We start from the raw sequence: 14,466 nt of genomic DNA, 5'->3' as shown, positions 1-14,466 counted from the left end.
ATGGTCGCACGACTGGCGCTTGCCGCCGCACTCGCTTTTGTCGCCGCGCCGCTGGCGGCGCAGGATACCGATGCCGATGATCCCTACATCTGGCTGGAAGAGATCAAGGGCGAGAAGGCTCTGGAACAGGTCGACCGCTGGAATGCCGACACCGAGGCGCTGCTGACCGCTTCGCCCGAGTATCCCATTGCCAAGGCCTGGGCGAAGCAGATCCTCGACGATGATCGCCAGATCGCCATGCCCACAGCGATCCAGGGCGACCGCGTCATCAACCTTTGGCGCGACGCGAACAATCCGCGCGGCCTGTGGCGAATCGCAAGCCTTGCGAGCTACATGTCCGGCAAGCCCGACTGGCGCGTGCTGATCGACGTCGACAAGCTGGGGAAGGACGAGGGCAAGAGCTGGGTCTGGCACGGCGCCGACTGCCTTGCCCCCGAATACACGCGCTGCCTCGTCTCGATCAGTGACGGCGGCACCGACGCCGATGTCGTGCGCGAATTCGATACCGTGACCGGCAAGTTCGTGGACGGCGGCTTCACCCTGCCCGAGGCGAAGTCGAACGTCGCCTGGTTCGACAAGGACACGCTTTTCGTCGGCACCGACGAGGGCGCCGGCACGCTCACCGATTCCGGCTATCCGCGCCTCGTGAAGCTCTGGAAACGCGGCAGCGATTTCGCTTCCGCCAAGCTGGTGGCCGAAGGCCAGCAGGCCGACGTCAGCATCAGCGGGCTTTCGGTGCTCGACGGCGAGACGCGCTGGCGCTTCATCAACCGGAGCCCGAGCTTCTGGACCAACAATTACGAGCTAGTGAAGGACGACGGGAGCACGATCCCGCTGCCCATGCCCGCCGACGCGGAATTCCGCGCCGTGCTCGACGGGTTCCTGGTCGCCAAGCTCAATTCACCGCTGGCGATCCAGGGCGGCACTGCTGGCGTCGGCTCGCTTGTCGCCTTCTCGCTCGAGGACGTGGTCAAGGGTTACGACGTGACCCCCTTCACCGTCTTCGTTCCCAGCGCATCGCAGGCGGTCGAGGAAGTCTCCGCGTCCGAGCACAAGCTGTGGATCAAGGTGCTCGATGATGTCTCGGGCAAGCTGATCGAGCTGACCCCCGCCCACCCGGGCTGGATCAGCCGCGAAATGGACCTGCCCGCCAACAGCACCATCCAGATCGCCGAGACCAGCGGCAAGGGCGACATGGCCTTCGTCACGGTCGAGAACATGCTCACCCCGCCCACGCTCTATGCCGTGCCGAGCGAGGGCGAACCGGTCGCGATTGCCAGCGAACCCGCACAGTTCGATGCCTCGAAGTTCACCGTCGAGCAGAAGTTCGCGATCTCCAAGGATGGCACGCGCGTGCCCTATTACCTCGTACGTCCCAAGGGCGTCGAAGGCCCGCTGCCGACGCTGATCCACGCCTATGGCGGCTTCCGCAACGCGCAGACGCCCAAGTACCTCACCGCCGAACCCTATCGCAGCGGCCCGCTCGGCCTATTCTGGCTGGAAAGCGGCAATGCCTATGTCCTCGCCAACATCCGTGGCGGCGGCGAATACGGCCCGCGCTGGCACGAGGACGCGTTGCGCGACAAGCGCCAGAACAGTTTCGACGACTTCCACGCGGTCGCCGACGACCTCGTCGCCAACCGCCTTGCGACGCCAAAGCGCATCGCCGCATCGGGCCGCTCGAACGGTGGCGTGCTGGTCGGCGCAGTGGCGAACCAGCGCCCCGACCTCTACGGCGCGATCATTTCGGGCAGTCCGCTGATCGACATGCGGCGCTATAACAAGCTACTCGCCGGTGCCTCGTGGATGGCCGAGTACGGCAACCCCGACGTGGCGGAGGACTGGGCCTTCATGAAGGCATGGTCGCCGTATCAGAACATGAAGCCGGGTGCCGATGCGCCGGTCGCCTTCTACTACCTCTCGACCCTCGACGACCGCGTCCACCCTGGCCACGCCCGCAAGGCGGCCGCCAAGCACGAGGCGTTCGGCCAGACCTTCTACTATCACGAGTACAAGGAAGGCGGCCATTCGGTCGGCGCGGATCACGAGGAAGATGCCAAGCGGGCGGCGCTGCTTCTGACATTCCTCAACCGCGAAATCGGCTCGGGCAAGGACGACTGAGGCACCCAAAGCGGGTTCGAGCGTATTGCCCCTGACTGCGATCGCATCAGGGGAAACGCGCTTGCCTGCCGAATTACGCTGGTTCTGGACCCGGCTGAACTCGAATTACTGGTTTTATCCTGCGCTCTTCTCCATCGTGAGCGGTGCGATGGCGTTCGCCCTGGTGTGGGTCGACCGCAACGGCTTTGCCAAGTTCCTGAGCACCGGCGGATGGCTGGTCCCCGCACGACCCGACGGCGCGTCGAACATGCTCACGGTTATCGCCGGGTCGATGATCGGGGTAGCATCGACCGTGTTCTCGATCACCATCGCCGCAGTCGCCTATGCCAGCGGTACCTACGGCCCCCGGCTCCTGACCAACTTCATGGAGGACAAGGGCAACCAGTTGAGCCTTGCGACCTTCATCGGCACCTTCGTCTACGCGATCACCGTCCTGCGCACCGTGCGCGCTGAGGACGAGGCAACGGCGAGCATAGAGGAAGCCGTTCACAGCACTCTGCCGGGCTTCGTCCCGCAGCTATCGCTGCTGGTCGCCTACGGGCTGATGGCCCTGTCGGTTGCGGTGCTGGTCTACTTCCTCAATCACGTGCCCTCGAGCATTCGCATCAACACGGTCCTCAAGGGTATCGGCCACCGCCTCCTTTCCGACATCCGCGACAACTACCCGCGCGATGACAGCGGCGAGGAACTGCCACCTGCGCCCGACGGAACGGAGGTCCTGACAGAGCGGACCGGATACGTACAGATCATCGATTTCGAAGAGCTGCGTGACCTTGCCGAGTCGATCGACCAGAAGATCGCGCTCGAGGTTCGTACAGGTGACTTCGTCCATCCCGGCATGGCGCTGGTGCGGGTGACCGGAGACGTCAGCGAGACTCTGCCCTCCCGGGTCGAACATGCCTTCACGATCGGTTCGACCCGCACCCCGACACAGGACCCCCAGTTCCTGATAGACGAGCTGGTCGAGATCGGCCTGCGCGCGCTCAGTCCGGGCATCAACGATCCCTTCACCGCGATTACCGCAATCCACTGGCTCGGTGCGGCGACTGCCGAACTGGGACGACGCGACCTGCGGCGACGGTGCGAGGACCACCCCGAGGACGACAGCGTCCACCCCCTCCCAGACACATTCGCCCACTTCCTCCAGCGCGGCTTCGGTGCCTTGCGCAGCGCCGTCGCCACGAGCGTGCAGGCGTCGCTGGTCATGTTCGACAGCCTTCGTACCGCCGCCGCCCCTGTGAGCGATGAAGGCCGGGTCGGCCTGATCAGGGAGCAGGGCGACAAGCTGGTCGAACAGGCCCGGCTGGCGCTCGCCGGACCCGACCTTGCCGAGGTCGAGCAGCGCTACCTGCTGTTCCTCAAGGCGTTCCGGTAGGTGCGCGCTGGCGAGGCGTCGTCCGTGCAACCAGCAGCGCCGCGGCGACCAGCGCCATGCCGAGGAAGTCGAGCGGCATGAGCACTTCCCCGAAGGCAAGGAAGCCGACCAGCGCAGCGAGCGCGGGCTGGGTGAGCAGGGCGAAGCCGATGATCAACGGCGGGAAGTTCTTCAGCGAATAGACGATCAGCGCCTGCCCGATCAGTTGGCCGGTTATCGCCATGGCAACAACGGGTGCCCATCCGACGGGTCCGGGGAGGATCGGCTCGCCAACCCTGTATGCGATCACGAACAGGACCGGTGCCGCTGCCATGCTGACCAGTGAGAGCACGGTCCACTGTCCCAGCCCCTCGCGCACCTTCTGCGCGGGGATCAGGTAGAGGACATAAAAGAAACCCGCGGCAAGGCACAGCACGTCGCCCAAAAGCGTCCGGGGCGAAATCTCGAAGCTGCGCCCGAGCAGGATCGCGACCCCCGTCAGCGCTGCGAATATGGCGACGGATTCGTTGCGATGCGGCATGCGGCGCAGCTGGACGAGGCCCCAGACCATCAGGAACAGGCTGCCCGAATTGGCCAGAAGCACCGAATTGCCCAGACGCGTACGCTCGATGCCGAGATGCCAGGCGGCAAGGTCGAGCGCGAAGGCGATCCCGGCGAAGACGATCCAGCCTGCTCGCTTCATGTCGAGCGGCGCTTCTGACCGCTCCCTGCGAGCAAGAAGCAGCAGGATCGGCAGCGGCAGGAGCATGCGCCAGAACCCGACCGAGACCGGACCGGTGTCGGCCAGCCGCACGAACCACGGCCCTATCGCCAGCGCGGCATTGCCGGCGAGCAGCGCGACAAAGTGCCACGCGCTGGCCTGATAGCCATTCTTGTCCGCCGTGCTGGTTGCGCCGCTCATGTCTCGCCCCTAGCTCAATCGCCGACACGAGCTAGCAAAAAGGATTTGTCCGCGATGCATGAAACGCTTTTCCAGCCGCTGAAGATGGGCGCCCTCGAAGCGAAGAACCGGGTGTTCATGGCGCCGCTGACGCGCGGACGTTCGAGCCAGCCGGGATCGGTGCCGAACGAGATGATGGCGACCTATTACCGCCAGCGCGCCGGGGCGGGCCTCATCATCAGCGAAGCGACCGGTATCACCGTGGAAGGTTCGGGCTGGCCCGCAGCTCCGGGTATCTGGAGCGAAGAGCAGGTCGAGGGCTGGAAGCTGACCACCGATGCCGTGCACGAGGAAGGCGGTCTGATCGTCATGCAGCTGTGGCACATGGGCCGCCTCGTCCACCCGCTGTTCCTCGGTGGCAATCCGCCGGTTTCGGCCAGCGCGACCACTGCGCCCGGTCATGCGCACACCTTCGAGGGACGCAAGGACTACGAGCAGGCGCGCGAAGCGACCGTCGATGACATCAAGCGCATCGTCGAGGATTACCGCCACGCTGCCGAAAACGCCAAGAAGGCCGGCTTCGATGGCGTGCAACTGCACGGCGCGAATGGCTATCTCGTCGACCAATTCCTGCGCGACAGCACCAATTTGCGGACAGACGAATACGGCGGCAGCCCGGAAAACCGCACCCGCTTCCTGCGCGAGGTCCTGACCGCACTGGTCGATGTCTGGGGTGCCGATCGCGTCGGCGTTCGCCTCTCGCCCAACGGGGAGACGCAGGGTTGCGACGACAGCGATCCGCCGGCAACCTTCGGCGCAGCGACGAAGGTCGTGGAAGACCTCGGCCTCGCGTTCCTCGAACTGCGCGAACCGGGCCCGAACGGCACTTTCGGGGCCACCGAAGTGCCCAAGCAGAGCCCGCTGATCCGCCAGATCTATTCGGGCGCGCTGGTGCTCAACAGCGATTATTCGCCCGAGGGCGCGGTTGCCGATATTGAAGCGGGACGCGCCGACGCGATCAGCTGGGGACGCGACTACATCTCCAACCCCGACCTTGCCGAACGCTTCCGCCTGGGAGCCGAAATCGCTCCCAACGTCAACGTACCGCATTCCTGGTACGGCTCGGGGCCGGAAGGGTACATCGATTACCCCATGCTAACCATTTGAGAGGAGGCTCCCTTCCAGTGATTCGCCACATGGCGAGCAACTGGAGGGTAGCATGCGCTCGTGGATTCTGGTCCCGGCCGACAATGACAAGGCGCTCGCATCGGTAGCCAATGCCGGGGCGGACGTGGTGGTGGTGGATCTCGTACGCGGGGGCCATGCCGAAAAGCAGGCCAAGACACGGCTCCAGGCGCGAGACTGGCTGATCTCGCACCGCGAACAGGTGGTCGCCGCGAGGCGCTTTGCGCGCTGGGCGCGGATCGTGCCGGGCGACAGTCCCCACTGGCGCGACGACCTGGAGGCCGTGATGGAAGCGGCTCCGGAAGGCATCGTAGTCGGCGGATGCGGTACGCAGGACGATATCCAGCAGTTCGCAGGTCTCCTCTACGAAATCGAACAACGTTGCGGTGTCAGGAGCAATTCGACGCGCATCATCCCCCAGATCGGCAGGTCGCCGCGCGCGGCGCTCCAGGTGCCGAAACTGCTCGAGGATATGCATCCGCGCGTATCGGCGCTGGCGTGGGACGCCGACGGCCTCGCCCATTCGCTGTCCGCCCGACGCAAGCGCGGTCCCGGGGGTGCGTGGAGCGATCCGCTTGCCTACTTGCGCGCGCAGGTATTGCTGGTGGCGCAGGCACTGGGCCTGGAAGCGATCGAGGCGGCATACTCGGGCCCGCGCGAGCCGGAACCCATGGCTCGTGCCGCCGAGGGCGCACGGGCAGACGGATTCACCGGCATGTTCGCGACCCATCCGGCGCACGTCGCAGCGATCAACGCCGCGTTCGCGCCCACCGCGGAGGAACGTGGCGAGGCGCAGCTGGTGATCTCGGCCTTCGCGGTCAGCCCGCATGCCGACAGTCTGATGCACAAGGGCCGGCGCATCGGCCAGCCCGAGCTGCGTCGCGCCAGGGCGGTCCTCGGCGAGGTCTAGTTCTCGGGCAGTTCGGGAGCCGTATCCTCGGCAGGCGGGGCCTCTGCCTCTGAGGGGGCATCTTCTCCCGCAGCCTCCTCCGCCGGCGCTACGGCACTGCCGGTCGAGGCGGAGGCCGGAGTGGCCTTCATCGGGGCCGCGCGCGACTTCAACTCGTCGAGCGGGATCATCCCGTCGCTGATCGAGCCGCCCAGCACTTCGCCGCGCGCGCCTGCATTCGCGTCGGTTGTCTCTCCGCTGTCCTTGCCTCCGCAAGCGCCCAATGCAGCCGAGAGGGTCAAGGCGATAAGAGTCTTGCGGATCATGGCAGTGCGCAGGCCTTTCCTTCGAGTGCGGCGAGGAAATCGCCGAAGCGGGCATGCAATGCCTCATCGAATGCCTCGGGCGCAAGGTCGATACCAAGCCGCGCAAGGCTGGTGACGCCGAATTCCTCTATTCCGCAGGGCACGATACCGGTGAAGTGGGTCAGGTCGGGCGCGAGATTGACCGAGAAGCCGTGCATCGTCACCCAGCGCCGCACGCGCACGCCGATGGCGCCGATCTTCGCCTCGCCCCCATCGACATCGCGCGTCCAGATGCCGATGCGACCTTCCGAGCGCCAGCTCTCCACCCCGATATCCGCCAGCGTGGCGATGACCCAGCCTTCGAGCGAGTGGACGAAGCAGCGCACATCGCGCCCGCGTTCCTTGAGATCGAGCATGACGTAACCCACCCGCTGCCCCGGGCCATGGTAGGTATAGCGCCCGCCCCGCCCGGCCTCGACCACTTCGAAACGCGGGTCGAGCAGTTCGGCACCATCGGCGCTGGTCCCGGCGGTGTAGACCGGCGGATGTTCCAGCAGCCAGACCATCTCCGACGCGCTCCCCTCGCTGATCGCGCGGTTGCGTTCCTCCATCGCGGCCAGCGCGTCGCGATAGGCGATCTGCCCGCTTTCGCTGCGCCATTCGATATTTGCGGGGTGTTGTGCCGACATCGGCGATTGCGTGGCGACTGGGCAGGCGCTTATCAAGGGGGAAATGGAGGTTGCGGGATGAAGTTCGACCTGGACAAGGCGTGGCGCGATGCGATGTCGCTGCTGAAAGCCAATCTCGGCTTGCTGGTGACGATCGCCGGGGTCTTCTATTTCCTGCCATACGCTGCGGCGACCAGCTTCATCCCCGAAATGTCGCAACTCGCCAATCCGGGTGCCGGCACGAATGCCGACGCCATGATGGCAGTGATGCAGTCGATGGTTGCCAAATACTGGTGGCTGTTCCTCGCGCTGATGATCGTCGGCGGAATCGGTAACCTCGCCATGCTTGCCCTGATGCGCCAACGCGCAAAGCCGACGGTTGCGGAGGCTCTCGAAACCGGGGTCAAGTCAATCGCGACCTATCTCGGCGTACAGGTCATTCAGGCAGGACTGATCGTCCTCGTCATCTTCTTCCTCGTTGGCCTTCCGGGTGTCGTCGGCGGACGGGCCTTGGCTGCGCTCGGCATGGTGCTCGCCTTCGTGGTGACGCTCTATATCATCATCAAGCTGACGCTGGTCTCGCCCGTAATTGCCATGGATGGCGAAATGAACCCGGTCGCAGCGATCCGTAAATCTTGGACCTTGACCAAGGGCAACAGCTTGCGGCTTTTCCTGTTCTTCGCGCTGCTGGTGATCGCTTTTCTCGTGATTTCGAGCGTCGTTTCGCTGGTCGCCACGCTCTTGCTCGCTTTCGCCAGCGCCGAGATAGCTAGCTTCGGGATGGCCGTAGTCGAGGCGGCAACAAATGCGATCGCCGTTGTCGTCGGCGCCTGCATACTCGCCGCTATCCACGCCCAGCTTGCGCGCCTGCACAGCCGGGACGAGATCACGATCGAAATCTGATCAGTCCTTCCAACCCCAGAAAAGCTGGCAGGGCAGGACGTTCCAGAATTCGAAGCCGCTGTCGATCCGGCGAAAATGCTTCGCCATGAAATCGCGCGCCTTGGCCGAAAACTGGTAGACGAGGAACGCGCCGCCGGGGCGGATGACCCGGTGGGTCGCCGCAGCAATGGCCGGGCCCACGCCATCGGGCAGGGTCGAAAACGGCAGACCCGACAGCACGTAATCTGCGTGGTCATAGCCATGCGCCCTTACGATGGCCTCGACATCCTCGGCACTGCCGAGCACCGCATGGAAGCGGCTGTCCCGAAAATGCTTCTTGAGATAGTCGATGTAGAGCGGGTTGGTGTCGATCACGATCAGGGCACCGTCGCGGCGCAACCGGTCGAGTACGGGCTGGCAGAAGGTGCCGACACCCGGGCCGTATTCGACGAACAATTCGCACTCTTCCCATTTCACCGGGGCGAGCATCTTCTCGATGGTGAAGCGCGAAGACGGGATGATCGAACCCACCATCCTCGGGTGTTCCAGGAAACCGCGGAAGAAGACCCCCCACTGTCCGAAGAACCGCGCCGCCTTATGCTTGAAACTGGGGCGTTCGATTACGCCAACACCTTGTTCGGAAGCCAATTCCAATTCCTCACGGCGACCTGAAAAAAGAATTCGCGCGGTGTGACAGCACCCTGCTGGCATTGCAAGCGCGCTTCGGCGGGCGTAGCGCACGTTTCATGGGCGACGCCGATCCGGACAAGACACTGACCCCCGCGGGCGTTGCTCCGCAAAGCAAGCCTATCTCGCGAGAGCGGATGGTTCTGCTTTTCGCCGTCATGCTGACGACCGCAGCGGGCAATACCGCAATGCAGTCGGTGATGCCGTCCATTGGCACTGCACTGAAGGTCGACGACGTGTGGATCAGCCTCGCCTACAGCTGGTCAGCGCTGCTGTGGGTGTTCTGTGCGCCCATCTGGGCGGACCGTTCCGACCGGCGCGGACGCAAGGCGATGATGGCGCTCGGCCTTGTCGGCTTCATTGCCAGCTTCTCGCTGTGCGGCCTGATGTTGTGGTTCGGTCTTTCGGGCTATCTCACTGCCTTTTGGGCCTTGCTCCTGTTTGCGGCGGCGCGCAGCCTCTACGGCGGCTTCGGCAGTGCGGCCCCGCCTGCCGTACAGGCCTATGTCGCCAGCCGCACGCCCCGCTCGGAACGCACGCAGGCACTTTCACTAATTGCGTCGAGCTTCGGCCTTGGTACCGTCATCGGCCCAGCCCTGGCACCATTAATGGTCCTCCCGGGCGTCGGCCTGACCGGCCCGTTCGTCATTTTCGCGCTCATCGGGGTCCTTACGCTGGTCGCGCTGAGGTGGCGCCTGCCTAATGACGAGCCGCAGTTTCCAGCGCGCGGTAAGGCCTACGACCCGTCCTATTCGGGTAGTCCGACGGCGGATCTTTCCGGCACCCAGTCCGAAGACGACGACGACGGCGAAGAGCAGGTGGAGCCGCACAAGCTTCGCTGGTTCGAACCGCGCCTGCGCCCCTGGGTAATAGTGAATTTGCTGGGGGGACACGCCCAGGCAATGATGCTCGGGATCGCCGGGTTCCTCGTGCTCGACAGGCTCGGGCTACGGGACAACCCGACCGAGGGCACGGGTCCTGTCGGACTGGTCCTGATGGCGGGTGCGATTGCCACGCTTCTCGCTCAGTGGGGATTGATCCCCCGCTTCAACCTCGGCCCGCGTGCAGCGACACTATCGGGCATCCTCATATCGGCAATCGGGGTGGCGGTACTCGGCATCGCAGACGACCTGCACCTTATCGCCCTCAGTTTCGCCATCGCCTCGCTGGGCTTCGGTCTTTTCCGGCCGGGCGCGACGTCCGGAACGTCCCTCGCGGTCACCCGGTCCGAACAGGGGCAGGCGTCAGGCATCACCGCTTCGGTGGCGGGGGCGAGCTATATCTACGCTCCTGCGCTGGGCGTCTGGCTTTACGGACATTCCGACTGGCTCGGCTTCGGATTGATCGTCGCGATCTGCCTGATCGTCTTCGCCTATGGCTGGGTGTCTCTCCAGGCCGACAGCGACCTCACCCGCGACCGCCGCTAGAGTATCTCCAGGACCCGGTCCTGCGGACGGCAAAGGCGGACGCCCTTGTCCGTTTCGACCAGAGGTCTCTCGATAAGGATTGGATCGGTCGCCATGGCGTCGAGCACCGTAGCCGCGTCGGCGTTCGGCAGGCCGCGCTCCTCTGCATCGGTCCCGCGAATGCGCAGGCCTTCGTTCGGAGTGATCCCCGCATCCTTGTAGAGCTGGGCGAGCTTTTCGGCGCTTGGCGGTTCCTTGAGATATTCGACCACGGTCAGCTCGACCCCTGAAAGGCTCTCGAGGATGGCGAGAGTTTTGCGCGATGTGCCGCACTTCGGATTGTGCCAGATGGTCGCCTTCATGGCTCTTGTCTCCTTTTCCGGTAGCAAGCCCTAGGCGGCAGTTGCGCCCGGCGAAAGCGGGTCTTGCAGTTTTTTCACGCGCAAAACTCAATTTCTCTGTTGCGAATGCGAATGGTTCGCAATAGCAGGCGGACAGGATTTGAGAATCATTCGCAAGAAAAGAAAGTTTTCCATGAGGCCCCTTCCCTTCACGCGCGCCCTTCTGCTCGGCACTGCCATGCTGGCCACGCCTGCGATGGCCGACGACGCCCAGCCCGAGCGCGACTACCTGCCCACCGACATCATCGTGACGGGTGCGCGCGACGGCTATGACGTCGACGACGGGTCGACGGCCACCAAGACGCCCACCGCGCTGATCGACGTGCCGCAGGCGGTGACGATGATCACCGAAGACCAGCTCGACGACATGGGCATAACCCAGCTCAACGACGCACTGCGCTATGTCCCGGGCGTTTCGCTCGATACGGGCGAGGGTCATCGCGACCAGATCTACATCCGCGGCCAGTCGAGCACGGCGGACTTCTACCTCGACGGCCTGCGGGACGATGCGCAGTACTACCGCTCGCTCTACAACGTCGATCGCGTCGAAGTGCTCAAGGGTTCGAACGCGCTCATCTTCGGGCGCGGCGGCGGCGGCGGGATCGTCAACCGCGTAAGCAAGGTCGCCGAGTTTACCGGAACCGAATTGGGCTTCGATGCCTCGGTCGACAGTTTCGGCGCCTTCGCCCTCGCGGCGGACCTCAACGTGCCCGCCTCGGAAACGATCGCCGCCCGTCTCAACGCGACCTACGAAGAATTCGGCAATCACCGCGATTTCTACGAAGGCCGCTTCATCGGCATCTCGCCGACCGTCACCGCCCGTCTCGGCGAACGCACCCGACTGACCGCACATTACACCTATGACGACGACGAGCGCGTGACCGACCGCGGTTTGCCGTCGGTCGGGACCGGACCGCTTGAAGGTTATGATCGGACCTTCTTCGGCAGCCGCGAATTTAATACCTCGACCAATGTCGCGCATATTGCCCGGCTACGGATCGATCATGAGTTGACCGACACGGTGAGCATCAACGCCACCGGCCAGTACGCCAACTACGACAAGTACTACGCCAACGTCGTTCCCTCGAACAGTGACGGCACCACGGTGAACCTCGGCGGCTACACCAGCGCGACCGACCGCGAGAACTGGATCGGCCAAGCGAACCTCGTCTGGGATACGGATTTCGGCGGGATCGGTTCGACCTTCCTCGCAGGCGTCGAAGTAGGCGACCAGGAGACGATTGCCTCGCGCACCGAGATCGATTTCGGCGGCGGGGTCGAGGATATCAACCGCCCGCTCGCCCGCATCATCGACGTCCCTGCGGTCGGGATCGGTCGCCTGACCAATCGCAGTGCATCGCAGCTCGATACCTTCTCCGCCTATGTCCAGGAGCAGCTCGATTTCGGCATCGTGCAGCTGGTCGGCGGTGTCCGCTTCGACCGCTTCGACCTCAAGGCCACCAACCTCTTCAATCCTGCAGTCCCGGTCCAGACTGCCCGTGTCGACGAGAAGTGGAGCCCGCGTTTCGGCGTGATCTTCAAGCCGCAGCGGGACCTGTCGCTCTACGCCAGCTATTCGACCAGTTTCCTGCCGCAGTCGGGCGACCAGTTCTCGACCCTCGGCGCGGATGATGCGGCGCTCGAGCCGGAGAAGTTCGAGAACCTAGAACTTGGCGTCAAGTGGGCGGTCCGCCCCGACCTGTTCGCGACGGCTGCAGTGTTCCAGCTGGATCGCACCAACACGACGGCCCCCGATCCGTCGGGTTCGGGTCTTCCCGTCCTCACCGGGTCGAGCCGCGTCAAGGGTTTCGAGGCAAGCCTCGTCGGCAAGATCCTGCCCATGTGGCAGGCGAGCCTCGGCTACACCTATCTCGACGGCGAGATCCGCAACGACACCGATCGGGCCGTCGCCGGTACGGTGCTGCAGCAGCTGCCGAAGCACCAGATCGCGCTATGGAACCGCATCGACCTGAGCGAGCAATTCGGGATGGGTGCAGGCCTGGTCTACCAGGACGAACAATATGCCAGCATCAGCAACACCGTCGTCCTGCCCGACTACGTTCGCGTCGATGCAGCGGCCTATTACACGCTCAACGATCGCATCGGCATCCAGCTCAACGTCGAGAACCTGTTCGACGAGAACTATTACCCGTCGGCCCATGGCGACAACAACATCCAGCCGGGCAAGCCGCTCACCGCCAGGATCGGCGTGAAGGTGAAAATCTAGTCGGAAGGTGCAGTTTCGGGGGCGCTGATCGCGGGAACTTCGCGAGCAGCGTCCTCGGCGCTGATACCGGGCGCGGGCGCGGCGCTGATGGTCTCGGCTCGGCGGGTCACCCTGCCGGCGCGCAAAATGGCTTCGACCAGCCGCGGGTAAATACCGCAGCGGCACAGGTTCGTGATAGCGGCCTTGATCTCGGCCTCGCTGGGTGAGGGATTCTTCCTCAGCAAGGCAGAGGCCGCCATGACGATGCCCGGTGTGCAGAAGCCGCACTGGATCGCCTGTTCGGCGACCATGGCCTGCTGGACCGGATGAGAGCGATCACGACTGAGGCCTTCGATCGTGGTGATGAAGCGGCCCTCCGCTTCGGAAATCGTGATCAGGCAGGATCGCAGTGCCTCGCCATCGACATGGACCATGCAGGCCCCGCAATCACCCTCGCCGCAACCGTACTTCGTACCCGTAAGGTTCGCCGCGTCGCGCAACGCCCACAGCAGCGGGGTGTCTGGATCCATCAGGAAGCGCACGGGCTTCCCGTTGACGGTCATGCTGGTCATGCGAAGCGGATACCGTCAGCCGGTCAGTATTTCCAGCTATCGTCGATCTTCGACACCCGGCGTTTCCACGCTTCGAAATCCAGCACGCCTGCCCCGCCCTGCGACGCCATGACGGAAAGATCGCGCTGGTGAACGTCGACCACGTCCTGCGAGATGACGTTGGCCGCGCCCTGGCTGAGTGTGGCGACCTGGATCTCGCAGGCGCGCTGGAGCGACCACATCTTCACGAACATGCCCTGGATCGTCCGATCCATGACCACCGGGCCGTGGTTGCGCAGCATAAGAATTGAGTTGTTTCCGAGGTTCTCGACCAGGCGCTCACCTTCTTCCGGACGAACGGTGACGCCTTCGAAGTCGTGATAGCCGATGCGCCCCTGGAAATTGCAGGCGTAGAAATTGGTCGGGAGCAGTCCGTCCTTGTGGCTGCACACTGCCATCGTCGCTGTCGTGTGGACGTGGCAGATCGCATTCGCCTTCGCGCCGAGGTGCTTGTGGAAGTAGGCGTGCTGGGTGAAGCCGGCCTTGTTCACCATGTATTGCGAATGGCCGACATTGTTGCCTTCGACGTCGATCTTCACGAGGTTCGACGCTGTAACCTCGTCATAGAGCAGGCCGAAGGGATTGATGAGGAAAGTATCGTTCTCTCCCGGAACGGCGACTGAAATGTGGTTGTAGATGCTCTCGCCCCAGCCGAGGTGGTCGAAGATGCGATAGCACGCGGCAAGGTCCTGGCGCGCCTGCCATTCGGCATCGCTGCATTCGAAATCGCGTTGCCTGATCTGGGTCGCCATGGTCTCAGTTCCTCACCGGTTTCGTTTCTCCACCAGTATCGCATGCGGCGCTGCGAGTGCGCAAGCGGTCTGGGGTGATTGGGCGCTAGGCAAGGCGG

At 64.2% G+C, this 14,466-nt stretch carries 14 protein-coding genes; 7 read left to right on the top strand and 7 right to left on the bottom strand.

Features of this window, described 5'->3' with window-relative positions:
* Together RAM60_RS01245 and RAM60_RS01240 are read left to right on the top strand one after the other, a co-directional pair.
* On the top strand, positions 1–2,121 hold the full coding sequence (locus RAM60_RS01245) for a prolyl oligopeptidase family serine peptidase (RefSeq protein WP_369025909.1): 2,121 nt from the start codon (positions 1–3) through the stop codon (positions 2,119–2,121).
* A gap of 61 nt (positions 2,122–2,182) precedes the next feature.
* Positions 2,183–3,496: a DUF2254 domain-containing protein gene (locus RAM60_RS01240; RefSeq protein ID WP_369025910.1), complete on the top strand. Its 1,314-nt coding sequence runs from the start codon at positions 2,183–2,185 to the stop codon at positions 3,494–3,496.
* On the opposite strand, the gene RAM60_RS01235 is transcribed toward RAM60_RS01240, so the two are convergent.
* Positions 3,480–4,397 (bottom strand): DMT family transporter, encoded by a 918-nt coding sequence (locus RAM60_RS01235; RefSeq protein WP_369025911.1) that lies wholly within the window; start codon positions 4,395–4,397, stop codon positions 3,480–3,482. The genes RAM60_RS01240 and RAM60_RS01235 overlap by 17 nt on opposite strands.
* A gap of 54 nt (positions 4,398–4,451) precedes the next feature.
* Between RAM60_RS01235 and RAM60_RS01230 the strand changes: the two genes are divergently transcribed.
* Positions 4,452–5,543, top strand: a complete 1,092-nt coding sequence (locus RAM60_RS01230; RefSeq protein ID WP_369025912.1) for an alkene reductase — start codon at positions 4,452–4,454, stop codon at positions 5,541–5,543.
* Between the two features lie 52 nt (positions 5,544–5,595).
* The gene (locus RAM60_RS01225) at positions 5,596–6,471 is read left to right on the top strand and encodes an HpcH/HpaI aldolase/citrate lyase family protein (protein WP_369025913.1); all 876 of its coding nucleotides are present in this window, start codon (positions 5,596–5,598) and stop codon (positions 6,469–6,471) included.
* On the opposite strand, the gene RAM60_RS01220 is transcribed toward RAM60_RS01225, so the two are convergent.
* Positions 6,468–6,776 carry a hypothetical protein gene (locus RAM60_RS01220; protein WP_369025914.1) on the bottom strand — a complete coding sequence of 103 codons (309 nt, stop codon included), beginning with the start codon at positions 6,774–6,776 and terminating at the stop codon, positions 6,468–6,470. The genes RAM60_RS01225 and RAM60_RS01220 overlap by 4 nt on opposite strands.
* Positions 6,773–7,444, bottom strand: coding sequence for a lipoyl(octanoyl) transferase LipB (lipB, locus tag RAM60_RS01215; protein WP_369025915.1), 672 nt, complete (start codon positions 7,442–7,444; stop codon positions 6,773–6,775). Before lipB ends, RAM60_RS01220 begins: the two co-directional genes overlap by 4 nt.
* A 57-nt stretch (positions 7,445–7,501) precedes the next feature.
* On the opposite strand from lipB, the gene RAM60_RS01210 reads away from it, so the two are divergent.
* Complete coding sequence (locus tag RAM60_RS01210; protein ID WP_369025916.1) at positions 7,502–8,326, top strand: glycerophosphoryl diester phosphodiesterase membrane domain-containing protein; 825 nt, start codon at positions 7,502–7,504, stop codon at positions 8,324–8,326.
* On the opposite strand, the gene RAM60_RS01205 is transcribed toward RAM60_RS01210, so the two are convergent.
* Positions 8,327–9,016 carry a class I SAM-dependent methyltransferase gene (locus RAM60_RS01205; RefSeq protein ID WP_200982411.1) on the bottom strand — a complete coding sequence of 230 codons (690 nt, stop codon included), beginning with the start codon at positions 9,014–9,016 and terminating at the stop codon, positions 8,327–8,329.
* 35 nt (positions 9,017–9,051) lie between these two features.
* Here RAM60_RS01205 and RAM60_RS01200 point away from each other — a divergent pair, with 35 nt between their 5' ends.
* Positions 9,052–10,419: an MFS transporter gene (locus RAM60_RS01200; protein ID WP_369025917.1), complete on the top strand. Its 1,368-nt coding sequence runs from the start codon at positions 9,052–9,054 to the stop codon at positions 10,417–10,419.
* Here the strand turns inward: RAM60_RS01200 and RAM60_RS01195 are convergent.
* Positions 10,416–10,760 (bottom strand): arsenate reductase family protein, encoded by a 345-nt coding sequence (locus RAM60_RS01195; protein WP_200982407.1) that lies wholly within the window; start codon positions 10,758–10,760, stop codon positions 10,416–10,418. The genes RAM60_RS01200 and RAM60_RS01195 overlap by 4 nt on opposite strands.
* A 172-nt stretch (positions 10,761–10,932) precedes the next feature.
* Here RAM60_RS01195 and RAM60_RS01190 point away from each other — a divergent pair, with 172 nt between their 5' ends.
* Positions 10,933–13,026 carry a TonB-dependent receptor gene (locus RAM60_RS01190; RefSeq protein ID WP_369025918.1) on the top strand — a complete coding sequence of 698 codons (2,094 nt, stop codon included), beginning with the start codon at positions 10,933–10,935 and terminating at the stop codon, positions 13,024–13,026.
* On the opposite strand, the gene RAM60_RS01185 is transcribed toward RAM60_RS01190, so the two are convergent.
* Together RAM60_RS01185 and RAM60_RS01180 are read right to left on the bottom strand one after the other, a co-directional pair.
* Complete coding sequence (locus RAM60_RS01185) at positions 13,023–13,577, bottom strand: (2Fe-2S)-binding protein (RefSeq protein WP_369025919.1); 555 nt, start codon at positions 13,575–13,577, stop codon at positions 13,023–13,025. The two genes, RAM60_RS01190 and RAM60_RS01185, sit on opposite strands and share 4 nt — an antisense overlap.
* Positions 13,578–13,600: 23 nt before the next feature.
* On the bottom strand, positions 13,601–14,368 hold the full coding sequence (locus RAM60_RS01180) for a class II aldolase/adducin family protein (protein WP_369025920.1): 768 nt from the start codon (positions 14,366–14,368) through the stop codon (positions 13,601–13,603).
* Positions 14,369–14,466 lie beyond the last annotated feature (98 nt).

The organism is Qipengyuania sp. RANM35, from assembly GCF_041021145.2.
GTDB classification, from domain to species: Bacteria; Pseudomonadota; Alphaproteobacteria; order Sphingomonadales; family Sphingomonadaceae; genus Qipengyuania; species Qipengyuania soli.
This window is presented reverse-complemented; position numbering and strand designations above follow the sequence as displayed.